This is a genomic window from Pelagibacterium lacus (assembly GCF_003345525.1).
GTDB lineage: Bacteria > Pseudomonadota > Alphaproteobacteria > Rhizobiales > Devosiaceae > Pelagibacterium > Pelagibacterium lacus.
This window is the reverse complement of the sequence record NZ_QQNH01000003.1, coordinates 43,348-61,673: the sequence shown is the minus strand read 5'-3', so window position 1 is coordinate 61,673 and position 18,326 is coordinate 43,348. Positions and strand designations below refer to the sequence as shown.

Annotated in this window: 17 protein-coding genes; 8 read left to right on the top strand and 9 right to left on the bottom strand. The window is 65.8% G+C overall.

What is annotated here, in order from left to right:
• Positions 1 to 33: 33 nt before the first annotated feature.
• The 5 genes from DVH29_RS03260 to DVH29_RS03240 all read right to left on the bottom strand — a co-directional run bounded on the left by DVH29_RS03260 (position 34) and on the right by DVH29_RS03240 (position 6,194).
• Positions 34 to 759, bottom strand: coding sequence for an SIMPL domain-containing protein (locus tag DVH29_RS03260; RefSeq protein ID WP_114644730.1), 726 nt, complete (start codon positions 757 to 759; stop codon positions 34 to 36).
• Positions 760 to 850: 91 nt separating this feature from the next.
• Entirely contained in the window at positions 851 to 2,506 is a 1,656-nt protein-coding gene (locus DVH29_RS03255; protein ID WP_114644729.1) for an ABC transporter ATP-binding protein, read from the bottom strand.
• Positions 2,506 to 3,444 carry an ABC transporter permease gene (locus DVH29_RS03250; protein WP_114644728.1) on the bottom strand — a complete coding sequence of 313 codons (939 nt, stop codon included), beginning with the start codon at positions 3,442 to 3,444 and terminating at the stop codon, positions 2,506 to 2,508. Before DVH29_RS03250 ends, DVH29_RS03255 begins: the two co-directional genes overlap by 1 nt.
• Before the next feature lies 1 nt (position 3,445).
• The gene (locus DVH29_RS03245; protein WP_114644727.1) at positions 3,446 to 4,432 is read right to left on the bottom strand and encodes an ABC transporter permease; all 987 of its coding nucleotides are present in this window, start codon (positions 4,430 to 4,432) and stop codon (positions 3,446 to 3,448) included.
• 184 nt (positions 4,433 to 4,616) lie between these two features.
• On the bottom strand, positions 4,617 to 6,194 hold the full coding sequence (locus DVH29_RS03240; RefSeq protein ID WP_114644726.1) for an ABC transporter substrate-binding protein: 1,578 nt from the start codon (positions 6,192 to 6,194) through the stop codon (positions 4,617 to 4,619).
• Between the two features lie 583 nt (positions 6,195 to 6,777).
• Here DVH29_RS03240 and DVH29_RS03235 point away from each other — a divergent pair.
• Positions 6,778 to 7,731: an aldo/keto reductase gene (locus DVH29_RS03235; RefSeq protein WP_114644725.1), complete on the top strand. Its 954-nt coding sequence runs from the start codon at positions 6,778 to 6,780 to the stop codon at positions 7,729 to 7,731.
• Positions 7,732 to 7,749: 18 nt separating this feature from the next.
• Here DVH29_RS03235 and DVH29_RS03230 read toward each other — a convergent pair whose 3' ends face one another.
• A complete protein-coding gene (locus tag DVH29_RS03230; RefSeq protein WP_114644724.1) occupies positions 7,750 to 8,097 on the bottom strand; it encodes a VOC family protein in 348 nt (115 codons plus the stop codon).
• 145 nt (positions 8,098 to 8,242) lie between these two features.
• Here DVH29_RS03230 and DVH29_RS03225 point away from each other — a divergent pair, with 145 nt between their 5' ends.
• Positions 8,243 to 8,680: an RrF2 family transcriptional regulator gene (locus DVH29_RS03225; RefSeq protein ID WP_114644862.1), complete on the top strand. Its 438-nt coding sequence runs from the start codon at positions 8,243 to 8,245 to the stop codon at positions 8,678 to 8,680.
• Positions 8,681 to 8,690: 10 nt separating this feature from the next.
• Here the strand turns inward: DVH29_RS03225 and nagA are convergent, their stop codons facing one another.
• Genes nagA through DVH29_RS03210 form a run of 3 tightly spaced genes read right to left on the bottom strand, consistent with a single transcriptional unit; the run spans position 8,691 to position 11,643 of the window.
• Positions 8,691 to 9,842 carry an N-acetylglucosamine-6-phosphate deacetylase gene (gene nagA, locus DVH29_RS03220; protein WP_114644723.1) on the bottom strand — a complete coding sequence of 384 codons (1,152 nt, stop codon included), beginning with the start codon at positions 9,840 to 9,842 and terminating at the stop codon, positions 8,691 to 8,693.
• Positions 9,839 to 10,861 (bottom strand): SIS domain-containing protein, encoded by a 1,023-nt coding sequence (locus DVH29_RS03215; RefSeq protein WP_439331608.1) that lies wholly within the window; start codon positions 10,859 to 10,861, stop codon positions 9,839 to 9,841. Before DVH29_RS03215 ends, nagA begins: the two co-directional genes overlap by 4 nt.
• A gap of 20 nt (positions 10,862 to 10,881) precedes the next feature.
• Complete coding sequence (locus DVH29_RS03210) at positions 10,882 to 11,643, bottom strand: GntR family transcriptional regulator (protein WP_114644721.1); 762 nt, start codon at positions 11,641 to 11,643, stop codon at positions 10,882 to 10,884.
• Positions 11,644 to 11,931: 288 nt separating this feature from the next.
• On the opposite strand from DVH29_RS03210, the gene DVH29_RS03205 reads away from it, so the two are divergent.
• From DVH29_RS03205 to DVH29_RS03180, 6 genes are all read left to right on the top strand, one after another.
• Positions 11,932 to 12,834 (top strand): N-acetylmuramic acid 6-phosphate etherase, encoded by a 903-nt coding sequence (locus DVH29_RS03205; protein ID WP_114644720.1) that lies wholly within the window; start codon positions 11,932 to 11,934, stop codon positions 12,832 to 12,834.
• A gap of 133 nt (positions 12,835 to 12,967) precedes the next feature.
• Complete coding sequence (locus tag DVH29_RS03200) at positions 12,968 to 14,167, top strand: ABC transporter substrate-binding protein (protein ID WP_439331607.1); 1,200 nt, start codon at positions 12,968 to 12,970, stop codon at positions 14,165 to 14,167.
• Between the two features lie 195 nt (positions 14,168 to 14,362).
• The gene (locus tag DVH29_RS03195; protein WP_114644718.1) at positions 14,363 to 15,298 is read left to right on the top strand and encodes a carbohydrate ABC transporter permease; all 936 of its coding nucleotides are present in this window, start codon (positions 14,363 to 14,365) and stop codon (positions 15,296 to 15,298) included.
• Entirely contained in the window at positions 15,298 to 16,137 is an 840-nt protein-coding gene (locus tag DVH29_RS03190; protein ID WP_114644717.1) for a carbohydrate ABC transporter permease, read from the top strand. The genes DVH29_RS03195 and DVH29_RS03190 overlap by 1 nt, the downstream gene beginning before the upstream one ends.
• The gene (locus DVH29_RS03185; protein WP_114644716.1) at positions 16,134 to 17,192 is read left to right on the top strand and encodes a Gfo/Idh/MocA family protein; all 1,059 of its coding nucleotides are present in this window, start codon (positions 16,134 to 16,136) and stop codon (positions 17,190 to 17,192) included. Before DVH29_RS03190 ends, DVH29_RS03185 begins: the two co-directional genes overlap by 4 nt.
• A 130-nt stretch (positions 17,193 to 17,322) precedes the next feature.
• The gene (locus tag DVH29_RS03180) at positions 17,323 to 18,324 is read left to right on the top strand and encodes an ABC transporter ATP-binding protein (RefSeq protein WP_114644715.1); all 1,002 of its coding nucleotides are present in this window, start codon (positions 17,323 to 17,325) and stop codon (positions 18,322 to 18,324) included.
• Positions 18,325 to 18,326 lie beyond the last annotated feature (2 nt).

The following is an 18,326-nucleotide window of genomic DNA, read 5'->3' as shown; positions in this document are numbered from 1 at the left end:
GTCCGAGACCGATGAGGGGCGCGCCCCACCAGTTCACTCCAGGAAATAGGTTATGGTGGTCACCACGCGCAACTTCTTTTCGATCTGCTTTTCGGCCCGCTGGTCGGGGATGTCGACGGCGGCGAGGATCTCGAAAACCCCCTGATTGGCCGTCTGGATGGTGCCCACCTCGGCATCGGCCTCCACCGCGAACTGGCTGGCCGCCTCGCGGGCCCGTTGCGTCGCTTCGGCCAGCATATCGGCCTTGTGTTCGTTGAGCGCGGTGAAGATGTAGCTGGGCCCGGCATTGTAGCTGTCGGACGAGAACACCACCCCAGCCCGCAGCAATTCGCCCACATCGCGCGAGGCCTGGGCGATGGCCGGCACGTCGCCGGAGGTGACGATGAATTCCTCGGTCAGAACAAAACGCGCCATGTCGGGTGTGTTGGAGGCGTTGTAGCCGGCCAGCCGGTCCTCGACGAGGATGTTCTGGACGCTCATCGCCTCCTCGGCAAAGCCCAGCCCAGCGAGGAACTGGCGCACCGAAGCGTCGGCGCGTTCCAGCTCGGCCCGTGCGTCTTCCAGCGTCGGGCCGGTGGCCACGAACTTGATCGGCCAATAGGCGAGGTCGGCGGTGACGTTGCGCTCCGACAGGCCCTTGACGGTGACGGTGCGGATCGGCTGGCGCGAGTCGATCAGCGCCTGCCCGGCCAGCGCCCCCGCCGCGGCCAGTCCGAGCGCCACGAGCAGCGCGGCGACGATACGGGAAATCGATTGCATGACAAAACCCCACAACAGGCACGCCCCCCGGCGCAGGGCCGATGGGGCGCTCAAATTGTGGTGGGTTTGGGGCAGTCCGCCGACAGGGTCCCTAGGCGACGTTGGAGATGTCGGGCACCGCGTCGAGCAGCATCCTTGTGTAGTCGGCCTGCGGATTGGCGAAGATCTGCTCCACCGGCCCGTTTTCGACCATCACCCCATTGTGCAGCACGCCCACCGAATCGGCCATCTGCCGGATCACCGCCAGATTGTGGCTGATCAGAAGATAGGTCAGCCCGAACTCGTCCTGCAGCCTTCGCATCAGTTCGAGCACCTGGGCCTGCACCGATACGTCGAGCGCCGAGGTGGGCTCGTCGCAGATGATGAATTCGGGCTGGCTCGACAGGGCCCGCGCGATGGCGATGCGCTGGCGCTGGCCGCCGGAGAATTCATGGGGGAATTTGCGCATCGCCTCGGGATCGAGCCGCACGCGTTCGAGCAGGTCGGCCACCCGGTCGGCGATCTCGGTGGAATTGGTGGAAATCCCCAGCGCCCGCATGGGCTCGGCGATGATCGCCCCCACCCGCCAACGCGGATTGAGGCTGGCATAGGGGTCCTGGAAGATCATCTGGATCTTGGAGCGCCGCTTGGCCGCCGCGTTGCGATCGCGCCAGATATCGGTGCCCTCGAGGCGGATTTCTCCGGCGCTGGGTTCGAGCAGGCCGACCAGCATACGGGCGCAGGTGGATTTGCCCGAGCCCGATTCCCCCACCAGCCCATAGGTCTTGCCCTTCTCGACGGCAAAGCTCACATCCTGGACCGCGTGGACCAGCTTGCGGTGCTTGCCCCCGAACAGGCGCGACACCAGCGAAGGCGAGAGGTCGAAGGTCTTGGAGAGGCCCTTGACCTCGACCAGCGCCTCGGCCGTCGTCTCGGCCTCGCCCCGGGCCACCGCCGCCGCATAGCGCGGGTTCTGGGTCTTGATGGAGGGAATGGCCTCGATGAGCTTTTTCGTATAGGGCTCGCGGGGGCGGTTGATGATGTCGCCCACCGAACCGGTCTCGACGATCTCGCCCTTGTTCATGACGATCATGCGGTCGGCGTTCTCGGCGATCACCCCCATGTCGTGGGTGATCAGCATCACCGCCACGCCGCGCTCGGCGCACAGGCGTTTGAGGACCTTCATGATCTGGGCCTGCACCGAGACGTCGAGCGCCGAGGTGGGCTCGTCGGCAACGATCATCTCCGGCTCGGCGGCCAGGGCCAACGAGATCACCACGCGCTGGCGCATGCCGCCCGAGAACTGGTGCGGATAGGAATCGATGCGGCTCTGGGGATCGGGAATTCCCGCATCGGCCAGCAGCTCGATGGCGCGTTTTTTCGCCTGGTCGTGGCTGAGCGGCAGATGGCGGCGGATGGTCTCGACCAATTGCTCACCCACCGTATAGAGCGGGTTGAGCGAGGTCAGCGGGTCCTGCATCACCATGGCGATGCGGCGCCCGCGGATGTGGCGCATCTTTTCCTCGGGCAGATTATCGATGCGCTCGCCCTTGAGGCGGATCTCGTCGACGATCACCTCGCCCGGCCGGTCGATGAGACCCATGATGGCGGTGCCGGTCATCGATTTGCCGGCCCCGGATTCGCCCACCACCCCCAGCACCTCGCCGGGCATGATGTCGAACGAAATACCGTTGACGGCGGTGAAATCCCCGCGCCTCAGATGAAAGACGACCTTGAGATTCTTTACGGAAAGAAGCGGTTCGGTCATCAGCGCAACTTGGGATTGAGGGCATCGCGCAGCCAGTCACCGAGCAGGTTGACCGAAAGCGCGAGCAGGATGAGGGTCATGGCGGGGAAGAACAGGATCCACCATTCGCCCGAGAACAGATATTGCTGACCGATGCGGATCAGCGTCCCCAGCGAGGGCTGGGTCGGCGGCACGCCGACGCCGAGATAGGAAAGGGTCGCTTCCTCGATGATGGCCAGGGCCAGCCCGATGGTGGCGATGACCAGCACCGGACCCACCACATTGGGCAGGATGTGCTTGATCAGGATCAGCACCGGATTGACCCCCATGATACGGGCCGCCGAGACATAGTCCTTCTGCCGCTCGACCATGGTGGCGCCGCGCACGGTGCGGGCGAACTGGGCCCAGTTCGACAGCCCGATGGCGAGGATCAGCACCATCAGCGCGGTGTTTTCCTGCTGGCTGGGCGGGATCAGCCCGCGCGCCACCCCGAAGATAAGCAGCGCGATGAGGATGGCGGGGAACGAGAGCTGCACATCGGCGATGCGCATGATCACCGCATCGGTGAGCCCGCCACGGAACCCCGCGACGAGCCCCAATCCAACCCCCAGCGTCATGGCGAACAGGGTCGCCGACAGCCCCACGAACAGTGAGACGCGGCTGCCGTGCAGGATGGTGGAGAGCACGTCGCGGCCCTGGTTGTCGGCGCCCATGACGAAGAAATTGCCGGCAAAGCTCTCGCTCATGGGCTTGGTAAAGCCGTCCATGAGATTGAGGGTTCGCGGATTGAACGGGTCATAGGGCGAGATCCAGGGCGCCAGCACGGCGGCGAGGATCAGGATGGCCGCCACGATGGAGGCGAGGATGGCCACCGGCGAGCGGCGATAGGAATAGAAGATATCGGAATCGATGATGCGGGCGAAGCGCGACTTGCGCGCCAGAGGCACGATTTCGCTCATGTCAGGTCCCCCGGGCCGAGCCGCCCACGCGCAGGCGCGGGTCGACGATGTAATAGAGAATATCGACAATCAGGTTGATCACCACGAACACGAAGGCGATGAACATCAGATAGGCGGCCATCACCGGCACGTCGACCACGGCGACCGAATTGACGAACAGCGATCCCACGCCCGGCCACTGGAACACCGTTTCGGTGATGATCGCGAAGGCGATCACCGAGCCCAGCTGCAACCCGGTGATGGTGATCACCGGCACCAGCGTGTTCTTGAGCGCATGGCCGAAATTGATCGCCCGCTTGGAGAGCCCGCGCGCCCGGGCAAACTTGATGTAATCCTGGCGCAGCACCTCCATCATCTCGGCGCGCACCAGGCGCATGATCAGGGTCATCTGGAACAGCGACAGGGTGATGGCGGGCAGGATGATCGAACGCAGGCCGGATTCGGTGAGAAAGCCCGTGCGCCACCAGCCGCCCAGGCTCACCACCTGGCCGCGCCCGAAACTGGGCAGCCATTGCAGCTCGACGGCGAAGATGTAGATCAGCCCGATGCCGATGAGGAAGGTGGGCAGCGAAACGCCGACCAGCGAAAAGGCCATGATGCCCGCCGAGGCCCAGCTCTTGGGGTTGAGGGCGGTGAAGACCCCGAGCAGGATGCCCAGCGTCAGGGCGATGACCACCGAGGTGAAGGCCAGCTCCAGCGTGGCGGGAAGGCGCGACAGGATGAGCTCGGAGACCGGGGTCTGCAGGCGGTAGGAAATGCCGAACTGGCCCTGGACCGCATTGCCGAGGAAGCGGAAGAACTGCTCGTGGACCGGATCGTTGAGGCCGAGGCGTTCGCGCAATTGCGCCTGGTCGGCCATGGTGGCCTCCTGGGAGACCAGCGAGGCCACCGGATCGCCCACATAGCGGAACATGATGAAGGAAATCAGCGCGACGACGAGCATCACCAGAACGGACTGCCCGAGGCGCTTTATGATGAAGGCCAGCATTTCGCGGTCTCCGTGAACGCGTGCGCGAAAGGGTCCGAAGCGCGCCTGTGCGGGACGCGACCGGACAGATAAAGTGTAGCGGAAAACGCCGTGGCGACAATCCTTGCGAATGCGGGATCAAAAAAAAGCGCTGCGCCACTGGCCTGAAGCCGGGAGTGGCGCAGCGCCTCGATCCATCGAAGACTTACTCGAAGGTGATCGTCGTCATATTCGGCTGGTTCTCCGGATGCACGGCGAGGGTCATGTCGTCACGCATCGCATAGGCCAGCATCTGGACATGGACGGTGAGGAACACATGATCTTCCTGCACCTGCTCCCAGATCTCGGCCACCACCTGGTCGCGGGCCTCGAGGTCCGTCATGGTGCCCAGCGAGACGATCTTGGCGTCCAGTTCGGGGTTGGAATAGAGCCCGATATTGTAGGTGCCGTAATCGTCGGTCTTTGTGTGGACGAGGTCGTTGAAGATATAGGCCGAGTCGAAGGTCGGCACGCCCCAGCCCAGGAGATAGAAGTCGGTCTCGTTGTTAAGGATCAGCGGGCTGTGCTGGGCGACCGGCCGCGAGGCGAGGGTCACGTCGATGCCGATCTGGCCGAGCATGCCGACAACGGCCTGGCTGATCGCCTCGTCGTTGACATAGCGGTCATTGGGGGTGTCGAGGGTCACCGAGAAGCCATCGGCATAGCCGGCCTCGGCCATCAACTCACGGGCGCGCTCGACGTCCACCGGCGGACAGGCATCCAGTTCCTCGGTCCAGCCCGAGACGAAGGGAGGCATGTTGACGCAAGTGGGGATCGACTGGCCGCGCATCACCACCTGGCGGATGGCGTCGCGATCGACCACGATGTTCATCGCTTCGCGCACCAGCGGGTTGGCGAAGGGGTTCTCGTCGGTGATGTTGGACGAGATCAGCGGTTCGTCGTCCATGGCGTAGCCGAAATAGATGGTGCGGTTTTCCGGGCCGGTCTCGACCTTGACGCCGGCGGTGCCCGCCAGGCGCTCGATATCCTGCACCGGAACGTCCTGCACCAGATCGACCTCGCCCGAAAGCAGCGCGGCGACGCGGGTCGCGTTGTCGGCGATCGGGGTATAGATGATCTCGGTGACGGCCGGGGCTTCACCCCACCAGTTCTCGTTGACGTTGAGCACCGAGCGCACGTCGGGATCGCGTTCGGTCAGCACATAGGGGCCGGTGCCGTTGGTGTTGCGGACCGAATAGTTCTCTTCGCCGGCGCCGAAATCCTGGACGCTCTGCAGGTCGTGCTCTTCCGACCAGCCCTTGTCCATGATGAAGGTGTTGGTGACGTTGTTGGGATAGAGCGGAGACGGGCCGTTCATCTGGAATTCGACCGTATAGTCGTCGACCGCGGTCACGCTCGCCACGTCGGCATGGAGCTGGCGCATGTTGGAGTTTTCGCTCTTGGCGCGCTCGATGGAGAACACCACGTCCTCGGCGGTGAATTCCTCGCCGCCATGGAAGGTGACGCCTTCACGCAGCTCGAACACCCAGACGGTGTCGTCGCCTTCCTTGACGTACCAGTCGGTGGCGAGGCGCGGCTGCAGGGCGCCCTCGACGTCGCGGTCGAGCAGGGTCTCGTAGATGTGGTGGTTGAAGGTGTGGGTGACACCCTGGTTCTGGGAGTGCGGATCGAGCGTCAGCGCATCGGACTGGCGCGCCCAGCGCAGGGTTTCGGCGCTGGCAGCGCTCACCAGCATCGAGGATGCCAGCAGGCCGGCGACAATGCCGGTGAGAGTGGTTCGCATAGGTTGTTCCCCTTTTCAACAAACTCGCCACCGGAGACCCGTTGGAGGTCACCGGTGGCGAAAGCCATCAATCAGTTTGCGCCCCCGCCAACCATGCCGGAGCGAGACACTGACTTTGGGGTCGAATATGTCGGAACGGCACGATCGGACGGCAAAGCACACTCTAATTTTCGATGTGCAGGGATTGTCGTTGCATGATGATCCTCCCTGCGACTTGGGGCCAGCAATACGGGTCTCGCATTGCGCGCCGAGCCGGCAACAAAGCGTCTTTTCTGTGATCGCGCAATGGGTAAGTGAGGGGCGTTTACGTCAACTCTCCTGCCCTTTCTTGACCATAAGGTCAAAAACCCGCCATTTTCCGGGCCTTGCAGGAGTACCATCTGGTACGATTTGCTGAAAAAACTGGCAAAAAAATTTTTGTGCGCGATTGCTGAACAGGCGCTGAATCGTCAGGGAGGCGCGCGCCGACGGTGATGGTGGCGCAAAAACAGCGCGCTCTTGCAGCGCCGCCTACCCCTGCGGTTGAATCCCGCCCGGGCGCGTGGCATGGAACGGGGCACGCACCCCGATTGTGAGGACCATCATGAGCACACGCCCCCTCGGCCGCACCGGCATCGCCATCGAACCCCTGGTCATGGGCGGCAACGCCTTCGGCTGGACGCTGGACGAGGCGGCAAGCTTTGCCGTGCTCGACGCCTTTCTCGACCACGGCTTTTCCATGGTCGACACCGCCGATTCCTATTCCCTCTGGGTGCCCGGCAACAAAGGCGGCGAATCCGAGACCATCATCGGGGCCTGGCTCAAGGCACGCGGCAACCGCGACAAGGTGGTGCTGGCCACCAAGGTCGGCACGCGCTTCGACAGCGACCGTCGCGACCTCTCGGCCGCCTATATCGAAAAGGCCTGCGAGGATTCGCTAAGACGCCTCGGGGTCGACCATATCGATCTCTATCAGGCCCATTGGCCCGATCCCGACACCGGGCACGAGGAAACCCTGCGCGCCTTCGAAAACCTGGTTTCGGCGGGCAAGGTCGGCCATATCGGCTGCTCGAACTATGATGCCGACCGCCTCCGCGCGGCGCTCGAGGTTTCGGCGAAAAACAACCTGCCGCGCTACGAGACGCTGCAGAACGAATTCAACCTCTATACCCGCACCGCCTATGACGCGGCGCTGCAGGAGCTGGTCACCGATGAAGGGATCGGAGCGATCACCTATTACGGCCTCGCCTCGGGCTTTCTCACCGGCAAATACCGCTCGGACGCCGATTTCGCCAAGTCGCGGCGCGGCGGCGGCATGAAGCGCTATCTCAATCCCAAGGGCTATCGCCTGCTCGAGGCCATGGATGCGGTCGCCGCCGAGACCGGGGCCGCCCTCGCGGAGATCGCCCTGGCCTGGGTTGCCGCCCAGCCCGGCATCACCGCGCCGATCGCCTCGGCCACTTCGGTCGCCCAGGTCGAAAGCCTGGCGCGCGGGGCGCGGCTGGTGCTGGCTCCCGAGCACCTGCACCGTCTCACCGAGGCGGGAAACACCGAATAAGTGCGCTAAAACAAAGTTCTAACTTGCAGAGGGTTCCCACAATTCGATCGGGTTGCCCTCCGGATCGTGGATGCGCGCGAACCGGCCGGTTTCCGGACTGTCCCAGTCGTCGCGCATTTCCACGGCGATTCCCGCCCCCACCAGATCGGCGATCAGCGCGTCGAGATCGTCGACGCGGAAATTGATCATCCATTGCCGCTCGGCCGGAAAATAGTCCGTGCTCTGCGCAAAGGGCGAAAATACCGTGGGCCCCGCCTGCTGCTGCCAGAATTCGGTCACCCCCAGATGGGTCGTGTACCATTGGGTGAGCGCCGCGGTGTCGCGCGCCCGGAAAAATACGCCGCCAATACCGATTGCCCTGGCCATCGATTTGAAATTCCCCCCTCAAATGCATCTATAAGTGCCCGCAGAGGCGCCGCCGTCAAGCAGGTGGCGGGTTGCACCTTTGGCTAAGGCCGACTATGACAAATCCATCACAGCCCACGCGGAAAGGCCCACCTTTTCGATGTCCATGATCTCCCAGAAGGCACGGTATGCGTTGCGCGCGCTGATTGCGCTCAGCCGGGCGGGCCAGGGCACCAGCCTGATGATCTCCGAGATCGCCACCGGGCAGGACATTCCCAAGAAGTTTCTCGAGCAGATCCTGCTCGAGCTCAAGCGCAACGGCATCGTGATGTCCAAGCGCGGCAAGGCGGGCGGCTATTTGCTGCTAAAGGCCCCCGAGGCCATCAGCTTCGGCGAGGTCCTGCGGGTCATCGACGGTCCCATCGCGCCGCTGCCCTGCCTCTCCAAGATCGCCTATCGCCGCTGCGTCGATTGCAGGAGCGAGGAGGATTGCGAAATCCGCCACGTGTTCGGCAAGGTCACCGATGCCACCCGCGCCGTGCTCGACCGCACCACGCTGGCCGATGCGGTGCGGGAAGTCGATTTCTTCGAAAAGGCCAGTTGACCCTTCGCGGTCAGCCGATCACCCGCTCCCCCGCCACCCAGACGCGTTCGACCGTGAGGGCGTCGGACAGGTGCACCATCGAGCCTTGCGCGCCGGGCCGCAGATGGCCCAGGCTCTCGCCGCGCCCCACCGCCCGGGCCGGATAGAGCGCCGCCATGCGAAAAACCTCCTCGAGCGGCAGGCCGATGGTCCGGTGCATGAAGCGCACCGCGTCGATCATGGTGAGGTCGGCCCCGGCCAGCGTGCCGTCGGGCAGCCGCAGGGCGCCGTTCTCGCGCAGGATGCGGCGGCCGTTGAGGACGAACTCGGTCATCCCGGTCCCCATGGGCGACATGGCATCGGTGACGAGGAAGATGCGGCCTGGCCCCTGCTTGGCGCGCGTCGCTACCCCGATCGCGGCCGGATGCACATGGATGCCGTCGGCGATCAGCCCGGTCCATACCCCATGGTCGAGCGCCGCCCCCACGAGGCCCGGCTCGCGATTGCCCATCTGGCTCATGGCGTTGAAAAGATGGGTGACCATGCCCGCCCCGGCCCGGAAGGCTTGTGAAGCGGTGGCGTAATCGGCATCCGAATGGCCCAGCGACACCGTCACCCCCGCCTCGGCCAGCCGCGCGATCTGCCCGGGCGCCACCGTCTCGGCCGCTACGGTGGTGAGGAGCGTCGGCATCCGCGCCCGCGCCTCGGCCAGCGCCGCGAGGTCGTCCTCCTCCATGGGGCGGATATAGCCGGGATTGTGCGCGCCCTTGCGCGCCACCGAGAGGTGCGGTCCCTCGATATGCAGCCCGGCGAAGCCCTTCACCCCCGTGGCGCTGGCGGCGGCCCCCGCCGCCAGCGCCTCGCGCGTCACCTGGCGGGTGTCGGTCACGAGGGTGGGCAGCAGCGCCGTGGTGCCGAAGCGGAAATTGGCGGCGCAGAGCCGGGCAATGCCCGCCGCCGAGCGGTCTTCATTGAGCAGCACGCCCCCCGCGCCATTGACCTGGAGGTCGACGAAGCCCGGCACCAGCATACCCCCGTCGAGTTCGGTGACCGGCACGCCGGCCGGAACCGCGCCGGGCGAAAGGATCGCCGAGACCGCGCCCTTATCGACCAGCAGGGCGCGGCCCTCATGCCATGTCTCGCCGTCGAAGATGGCGGCGCCCGATATCGCCAGCGTGCTCATAGGGTCGCGGTCACCTTGCGCAGGTGCGGCGGCTGGTCGGGATCGAAACCGCGCCGGCGCGCCAGGGCCTCGATGAAGCCGTAAAAGGAGACGGCCAACGCGAGGGGATCGAGCAGGGGATGGCCGGTCCGTGCCACCGGCAGGGCGATGCCGGTGCCCGGGGCCGGATCGGTGACGAACACCCGCGCCCCCTGCGCGCCCAGCCGGCCGGCGGTTTCGAGGATCGAGGCGCGCGCCTTGTCGTCGCCGCACAGCACCAGCACCGGAAACCCCTCGCCCACGATGGCCGATGGGCCGTGCAGCACTTCGGCGGTGGAATAGGCTTCCGCATGGATGCCGGAGGTCTCTTTGAACTTGAGCGCCGCCTCGCTGGCGATGGCGAGGCCGGGCCCGCGCCCCAGGACGAAGAGCGACATGCTGTCGGCGGTGGCCTCGACCAGCTCTCCCCAGTCGCGCCCGATGGCCGCCTCAAGCGCCTCGGGCAGGGCGTCGAGCGCCTTGAGCAGCGCCGCATCTCCGGTCCAGTCGGCCACCAGCGCCAGCCCGGCCACCGCCGAGGTGGCGAAGGTCTTGGTCGCCGCCACCGATTGCTCGGTCCCCGCGCCGATATCGACCACATGGTCGGCGGCCGCGGCCAGCGGCGAGGCGGCGGTGTTGGTGACGGCGATGGCGCAGGCGCCCGAGGCCCGGGCGCTGGCCAGCATGGCGACGATGTCGGGGCTCTTGCCCGATTGCGAGATGCCGATCGCCCCTGCCTTGCCCAGCCTGAGCCCGCCGCCATAGATCGAGGCGATGGACGGGCCGATGCTGGCCACCGGCACCCCGGCGATCAGTTCGCAGGCATATTTGAAATAGGTCGCCGCGTGGTCCGAGGAACCGCGCGCGATGGTCACGACCACGTCGGGATCGGCGGCGCGCAACGCGGCCGCTGCCGCGCGGATACCCTCACGCCCCTCGCCCAGCAGCCGCGCGACCGCCGCCGGAATTTCGCCGATCTCGCGTTTCATATGGGTCTGGATCATCTCCGCTCCTTGGACGGTCAATTGGCTTGCAGCCGCAATTCGGCAACGAAATCATAGGCGTCGCCCCGGTAGATCGACCGGGTCAGTTCGACGATCCGCCCCGAGGGCAGATAGGTGGTGCGCTCGATCCTGAGGCTGGCCGCCCCCGGCGCCACGTCGAGCAATTGCGCGTCCTCGCGCCCCAGGCTGACCGCGGCGATGCGCTGGATGGCGCGCACCGGGCGATGGCCGGTCTCGTCGAGCTTGGCATAGAGCGAGGTCCCCACCGTGCCCGGATCGGGCAGCACCGTGGCGGCGAGCGAGGCCCGCTCGATGGCCAGCGGATTGCCGTCGGCGATGCGCAGCCGCGCGATGCGCGCCACCTTCTCGCCTGCCCCGAGCCCGAGGATCACCGTCTCCTCATTGGTGGGATCGAACACGCCGCGCTCGAGCCATTGCGAGGCCGCCGCGAGGCCGCGCCGCGCCATGTCCTCGGTGAACGAGGTGAGGCTGGACAGCGATTGCTCCACCCGGGGCACCTGCGAAGCGACGAAGGTGCCCGAGCCCCGGCGCTGCACCAGTATGCCATCGGCGACCAGGTGCTGCACCGCCTTGCGCACGGTGACCCGGGACACTTCGGCGGTGGCGGCGATGTCGCGTTCGGACGGCAGCGCCTCGCCGGGGCCGACCAGCCCCGAGCGCACCGCCTCCTCGATCGAGCGGCGCAATTGCAGATAGAGCGGCCCCCCGCCGCGCGCGCCGGCCGCTTGCCGGAATATGTCCTCGATGCTCAAACTCACCGGACCTGGCTCCCCGTTCCGCCCGCTGCGGAACGCCCATTCTTGCGCCGTGGATAATACCAATAATGGACCAATGGCCAAGCCGGGAGTGGCGAAAGTTCGTAAAAACTTGAACTCAGCGGCAAAACCGCCCCCGGCGCGCCGGGAAGCGCCGCCGCCACGCCGATTTTGCCAATCGCCTACTGGACAAGTGGTATTTTTTTGGCATTATTCGAGGCAACAGGAGGGAGCGTGCATGCCAGGATGGGGCGACAGGCGGAGCGAAGGCCATGGCGGGGCGGAGCCGCAATGAGCGCGCCGTTTTCGACCGAAGCGATCGATCCGCGCCTGGCCGGCCTCGATGCCTGGGACGACCGGCGCATCCTCGCCACCCTGCTTGACGGACAACAGCGCGGCCTCGACGCCGTGGTGCCCGCCCTTCCCGACATCGCCCGCGCCGCCGGGCTCGCCGCCGAAGCGCTCGGCTCGGGCGGCCGGCTGGTCTATCTCGGGGCCGGCAGCCCCGGCCTCATCGCGCTGCTCGACGGCCTCGAAATCCCCCAGACCTATGGCATCGCCCGCGACCGCATCCTCATCCTCATGGCGGGCGGGCTGGCGATGACCGAGGAACTGCTCGGCGGCCCCGAGGACGACGCCGAGGCGGGCGCGACCGATCTGGACCGGGCCGGGATCGGCCCGAAGGATTGCGTCGTGGCGATCTCGGCCAGCGGCACCACGCGCTATACGCTTGCCGGTTTGCGAAGGGCTCGTGCTCTCGGCGCGAAAACCGTGGGCATTGCCGGCAATGCCGGCGCACCGCTTCTGGCCGAGGCCGATGTGGCCATCCTTTTGGCCACGGGGCCGGAGGTGATCTCCGGCTCGACTCGCATGGCGGCTGGCACGGCGCAGAAGGCGACGCTCAACATGCTCTCGACGCTGGTCGGCGTCCGGCTCGGCCATGTGCACGACAATCTCATGGTCAATGTCACGGCCGACAACGCCAAGCTCGTCCTGCGGGCCACCGGCATCGTCGCCCGCACCGCCCGTGTCGGGAACGAGGAGGCCGCCGGCGCGATGGCGGCGGCCAATAACGAGGTCAAGCCCGCGATCCTTCTGGCCGCGGGCGCGAAAAATCCGGCCGAGGCGCGGGACCTGCTCGCGCGATCGGGCGGTGTCGTGCGCAAGGCCCTGGCCCTTCTGGGCCGGGACTGAGGGCCGGCAAGGGAACGCCCGGCGGGAGCCCATCCCGGCGGGTCCAACACTGAGAGGAAACATCATGATCTCGAAATCGAGGCTAATGTCGGCCAGCGCGGGGCTCGTCCTCGCTCTCGCGGCAACCCCGCTTATGGCGCAGCAGACCACGCTGGTCATCGAAAGCTGGCGCAATGACGACCTGACCATCTGGCAGCAGACGCTGATCCCCGCCTTCGAGGCGCAGCATCCGGACATCAAGCTCCAGTTCCAGCCCACGGCGCCCACCGAATACAACGCCGCGCTCAACGCCAAGCTCGAAGCGGGTTCGGCCGGCGACATCATCACCTGCCGCCCCTTCGACGCCTCGCTGGCGCTGTTCGAGGACGGCGCGCTGGCCGACCTGACCGATCTCGAGGGCATGGGCAATTTCTCCGACGTCGCCAAGTCCGCCTGGTCGACCGATGACGGCGCGCAGACCTTCTGCGTGCCCATGGCCTCGGTGATCCACGGCTTTATCTACAATGCCGACGCCTTTGCCGAACTGGGGCTGGAAGAGCCCACCACCACGGACGAATTCTTCGCGGTGCTCGACGCCATCAAGGAAGACGGCACCTATATCCCCCTCGCCATCGGCGCGGTGGACCAGTGGGAAGCCGCGTCCATGGGCTATCACAATATCGGCCCGGCCTATTGGCATGGCGAGGACGGCCGGCTGGCGCTGATCGCCGGCGACGCCAAGTTCACCGACGAGGAATGGGTCGAGCCGCTGCGCGTCCTCGCGCGCTGGGGCGAATATGCCGGCGACGGCTACCAGGCCCAGACCTATCCCGACAGCCAGAACCTCTTCACCCTCGGGCGCGCCGCCATCTTCCCGGCCGGGTCGTGGGAAATCTCGCTGTTCGAGGAACAGGCCGATTTCGCCCTCGGTGCCTTCCCGCCGCCGATCCCGGCCGCAGGGGACACCTGCTACATCTCCGACCATACCGATATCGGCATCGGCCTCAACGCCGCCAGCACCAATGCCGAGGCGGGCCGCACCTTCCTCAACTGGGTGGCCTCTTCCGAGTTCGCCGAACTCTATTCCAACGCCCTGCCCGGCTTCTTCGCCCTCTCCAATGGGGCGGTGACGCTGGAAAACCCGGTTGCCAACGAGTTCGTCTCCTGGCGCGAGAATTGTGAATCGACCATCCGGCCGACCTATCAGATCCTCTCGCGCGGCACGCCGAACCTCGAAAACGACAACTGGCTGCACGCCTCCAACGTCCTCTCGGGCGCCGAAACGCCGGAACAGGCGGCGGAAGCCATCCAGGCCGGGCTCGACAGCTGGTATACGCCGGGCATGTACGAGTAAGCTCGCCACGGCTGAGCCTGTGGCACCACCCCTCCCCGCCCTCCCCGTCAAGGGGAGGGTGAAGGAACAGAGAGGTCGCAGGCTCTCAACATTCTCCAGCCCGGCACCCTCCCCCTTGCGGGGAGGGTTGGGGAGGGGACTTAAAACCTCCGGGCGGCGACAGCCGCCCGGCCTTGACCCAAGGGGACGATCATCATGGCGGCTGCCGCTCCAGACGAGCATAAACCCGCGCGGCGCTGGCACATCGCCGTGTTCCTCGCGCCGGCGGTGCTGGTCTATACCGCCATCATGATCATCCCGCTGTTCTCGACCCTGGTGCAGTCGCTGTTCGGCCCGGAGGGTGGCCAGCGCGTCTTTGTCGGGCTGCGCAATTTCCAGACTCTGTTCGGCGATCCGCGCTGGGCGGCGAGCTTCTGGAACGCGCTGTGGAACAACACCTGGTTCTTCATCATCCACATGCTGGTGCAGAACCCGGTCGGCGTATTGCTGGCCGCCATCCTCTCGAACCCTTCCCTGCGCCTGCGCGGCTTCTACCGCACGGCGATCTTCGTTCCCACCATCCTCTCCTTCGTCATCGTGGGGTTCGTGTGGAAGCTGATCCTCTCCCCGCTCTGGGGGGTGGCGCCCAACATGCTCGACGCCATCGGCCTCAAGCACCTCTTCGCCCCCTGGCTCGGCCAGGAGGGGGCGGCGCTCACCACCCTGGCGCTGGTCTCGGTCTGGCAGTTCGTCGGCATCCCCATGATGCTGATCTATGCCGCCCTGCTCTCGATCCCCGACGAGGTGATCGAAGCCGCCGAGATCGACGGGGTCACCGGCGCCAAACAGTTCTTCAAGATCCAGCTGCCGCTGATCCTGCCCACTATCGGGATCATCTCCATCCTCACCTTCGTGGGCAATTTCAACGCCTTCGACCTCATCTACGTCTCCCAGGGGGCCCAGGCCGGGCCGAACGGGGCGACCGACATCCTGGGCACCCTGCTCTACCGCACATTTTTCGGTTTCCAGCTGCAGCAGGGCGACCCCAATATGGGAGCGGCCATCGCCACCATGATGTTCCTCATCATCCTCGTGGGCGTGTCGATCTACCTGTTCGGCATCCAGAGCCGCATGCGGAGGTATCAGTTCTGATGACCGCCGCCCGCTCCTCGCTCGCCCGTTCCGTCGCCGCGCACGCCATCCTCATCGCCTATACGCTGATCGCGCTGTTCCCCGTGTTCGTCATCGTCGTCAACGCCTTCAAGGCGCGGCGCGACATCTTCAACACCCCGCTGGCGCTGCCCACGCCGGAAAGTTTCTCGCTGGTCGGGTTCGAGACCGTCACCAGCCAGGGCAATTTCCTGCTCTACTTCCAGAACTCGCTGATCGTCACCGTGGTGGCGCTGGCCTGCGTCCTGCTGTTCGGGGCCATGGCCGCCTTCGCGCTCTCGGAATACCGCTTTCGCGGCAACACCCTGATGGGGCTCTATCTGGCGCTGGGGATCATGATCCCCATCCGGCTGGGCACCGTCGCGATCCTCCAGATCATGGTCGCCTCGGGGCTGGTCAACACCCTCACCGCGCTGATCCTCGTCTATACCGCGCAGGGCCTGCCGCTGGCCATCTTCATCCTTTCGGAATTCATGCGCAGCGTCTCCGATGACTTGAAGAATGCCGGGCGGGTCGACGGGCTCTCGGAATACCGCATCTTCTTCACCCTGGTGCTGCCGCTGGTGCGGCCGGCGCTGGCCACGGTGGCGGTCTTCACCATGATCCCCATCTGGAACGATCTGTGGTTCCCCCTGATCCTCGCCCCGGCCGAATCCACCAAGACGGTGACGCTGGGGGCGCAGATGTTCATCGGCCAGTTCGTCACCAACTGGAACGCCGTCCTCGCGGCGCTGACCCTCGCCATCGTGCCGGTCCTCGTCCTCTATCTCATCTTCTCGCGGCAACTGATCCGCGGCATCACTTCGGGGGCTGTCAAATGACCCAAAAACCCATCCGCGTCCTCGTCGCCGGCCTCGGCAATATGGGTCGGGCCCATGCCATGGCCTATCACAACCATCCCGGCTACGAGATCGTCGGGCTGGTCTCGCGCGGCACGGTGCCGGTGCCCGCGGGGCTCGAAGCCTATCCGCACTGGACCGATTTCACCGAGGCGCTGGCCGCCACCACGCCCGACCTCGCCTCGATCAACACCTATTCCGACACCCATGCCGATTATGCCGTCGCGGCCATGGAAGTGGGCGCGCATGTGTTCATCGAAAAGCCGCTGGCCACCACCGTCGCCGATGCGGAGCGCGTGGTCGAGACCGCGACCCGCCTCAACAGAAAGCTCGTCGTCGGCTATATCCTGCGCCACCACCCCTCCTGGGTGCGGCTGATCGCAGAAGCGCGCAAGCTCGGCGGCCCCTATGTGTTTCGCATGAACCTCAACCAGCAATCGGCCGGGCGCTTCTGGCAGACCCACAAGACGCTGATGGAGACCACCTCCCCCATCGTCGATTGCGGCGTGCACTATGTCGACGTCATGTGCCAGATCACCGACGCCAAACCGGTGCAGGTGCGCGGCATGGGCGTGCGGCTTTCCGACGAGATCGCGCCGGAGATGTACAATTACGGCCACCTGCAGGTGATGTTCGACGATGGCTCGGTCGGCTGGTACGAGGCCGCCTGGGGCCCGATGATCTCGGAAACCGCCTTTTTCGTCAAAGACATCATCACCCCGAAAGGGTCGGTCTCGATCGTCATGGACGAGGGGGCCAAATCGTCGGACCACGAGACCCACACCAAGACCGACCGCATCCGCATCCACCGCGCCGATCTCGACGGATCGGGGGCCTTCATCCATGAGGACGAGATGCTGTCCATGCAGGGGGAGCCCGGCCACGACGCCCTGTGCGCCGCCGAGCAGGCCTATATGTACCGCGCCATCACCGAGGACATCGACCTTGCCCGCCACATGCAGGACGCCGTCCAGTCGCTGCGCATCTGCCTCGCCGCCGACGAAAGCGTGCGCACCGGACAGCCGGTGGATCTGTGATGGGCAAGCGCATTGAGAGACTCGCCGCCCTGCCAAACCAAAGAAGCACCCTCCCCTGGACGGGGAGGGATGGGGAGGGGTGGAGCCCAAAACACCACCGCCTCGACCAGGCAGCCGAAGGACCGCATCCATGACCGCCCTTGAACTCTCCGGCATCAAGAAGACCTTCGGAAGCACCGATGTGCTGCATGGCATCGACCTCACCGTCGAGGAGGGCGAGTTCGTGATCTTCGTCGGCCCCTCGGGCTGCGGGAAATCCACCCTGCTGCGCATCATCGCCGGGCTCGAGGACGCCAGCGAAGGCACGGTGCGCATCGCCGGAGAGACGGTCAACGCCACCCCGCCCGCCAAGCGCGGCATCGCCATGGTGTTCCAGTCCTACGCGCTCTACCCGCATTTGACGGTCAAGGGCAACATGAGCCTGGCCATGAAGCAGGAAGGCGCGGCGAAAGCCGAAATCGAGGAGCGGGTCGGCACGGCCAGCCGGATGCTCGGGCTCGAACCGCTGCTCGAGCGCCGCCCGGCCGAGCTTTCCGGCGGCCAGCGCCAGCGCGTCGCCATCGGGCGGGCCGTGGTGCGCAAGCCAAAACTGTTCCTCTTCGACGAGCCGCTCTCCAATCTCGACGCCGCCCTGCGGGTCAACACAAGGCTCGAAATCGCCCGGCTGCACCGCGAGCTCGCCGCCACCATGGTCTATGTCACCCATGACCAGGTCGAGGCCATGACGCTGGCCGACAAGATCGTGGTCATGAATGCCGGCCGCATCGAGCAGGTCGGCTCGCCCATGGAGCTCTACAACCGACCCGCCAACACCTTCGTCGCCGGCTTTATCGGCTCGCCGCAGATGAATTTCCTCGACGCCGCCGCGCTGGGCGACACCACGGCCAAGACCATCGGCATCCGCCCCGAGCACATCGCCGTCTCGGCCGAGGTGGGCGATCTTGCCTGCGAGGTGACCCATATCGAGCAATTGGGCGCCGATACCAATCTCTACCTGCGCAACGAGACGGTCGGACCCTTCACGGCGCGCCTGTTCGGCGAGCATTATTTCGCGCCCGATTCGCGGGTCCATGTCAGCTTCGACAGGACCAAGCAGCATCGGTTCGACACCGAAGGCCAGGCCATCCGCTGACC

Excerpts from the sequence above, each read along its gene's own strand:
- DVH29_RS03225 (WP_114644862.1), top strand. The coding sequence starts at position 8,243 with ATGATCTCCCAGAAGGCACGGTATGCGTTGCGCGCGCTGATTGCGCTC.
- DVH29_RS03255 (WP_114644729.1), bottom strand. The coding sequence starts at position 2,506 with ATGACCGAACCGCTTCTTTCCGTAAAGAATCTCAAGGTCGTCTTTCAT.
- DVH29_RS03185 (WP_114644716.1), top strand. The coding sequence starts at position 16,134 with ATGACCCAAAAACCCATCCGCGTCCTCGTCGCCGGCCTCGGCAATATG.
- DVH29_RS03180 (WP_114644715.1), top strand. The coding sequence starts at position 17,323 with ATGACCGCCCTTGAACTCTCCGGCATCAAGAAGACCTTCGGAAGCACC.
- DVH29_RS03235 (WP_114644725.1), top strand. The coding sequence starts at position 6,778 with ATGAGCACACGCCCCCTCGGCCGCACCGGCATCGCCATCGAACCCCTG.
- DVH29_RS03260 (WP_114644730.1), bottom strand. The coding sequence starts at position 759 with ATGCAATCGATTTCCCGTATCGTCGCCGCGCTGCTCGTGGCGCTCGGA.
- nagA (WP_114644723.1), bottom strand. The coding sequence starts at position 9,842 with ATGAGCACGCTGGCGATATCGGGCGCCGCCATCTTCGACGGCGAGACA.
- DVH29_RS03240 (WP_114644726.1), bottom strand. The coding sequence starts at position 6,194 with ATGCGAACCACTCTCACCGGCATTGTCGCCGGCCTGCTGGCATCCTCG.
- DVH29_RS03200 (WP_439331607.1), top strand. The coding sequence starts at position 12,968 with ATGGCGCAGCAGACCACGCTGGTCATCGAAAGCTGGCGCAATGACGAC.
- DVH29_RS03195 (WP_114644718.1), top strand. The coding sequence starts at position 14,363 with ATGGCGGCTGCCGCTCCAGACGAGCATAAACCCGCGCGGCGCTGGCAC.
- DVH29_RS03250 (WP_114644728.1), bottom strand. The coding sequence starts at position 3,444 with ATGAGCGAAATCGTGCCTCTGGCGCGCAAGTCGCGCTTCGCCCGCATC.
- DVH29_RS03230 (WP_114644724.1), bottom strand. The coding sequence starts at position 8,097 with ATGGCCAGGGCAATCGGTATTGGCGGCGTATTTTTCCGGGCGCGCGAC.
- DVH29_RS03245 (WP_114644727.1), bottom strand. The coding sequence starts at position 4,432 with ATGCTGGCCTTCATCATAAAGCGCCTCGGGCAGTCCGTTCTGGTGATG.
- DVH29_RS03190 (WP_114644717.1), top strand. The coding sequence starts at position 15,298 with ATGACCGCCGCCCGCTCCTCGCTCGCCCGTTCCGTCGCCGCGCACGCC.
- DVH29_RS03205 (WP_114644720.1), top strand. The coding sequence starts at position 11,932 with ATGAGCGCGCCGTTTTCGACCGAAGCGATCGATCCGCGCCTGGCCGGC.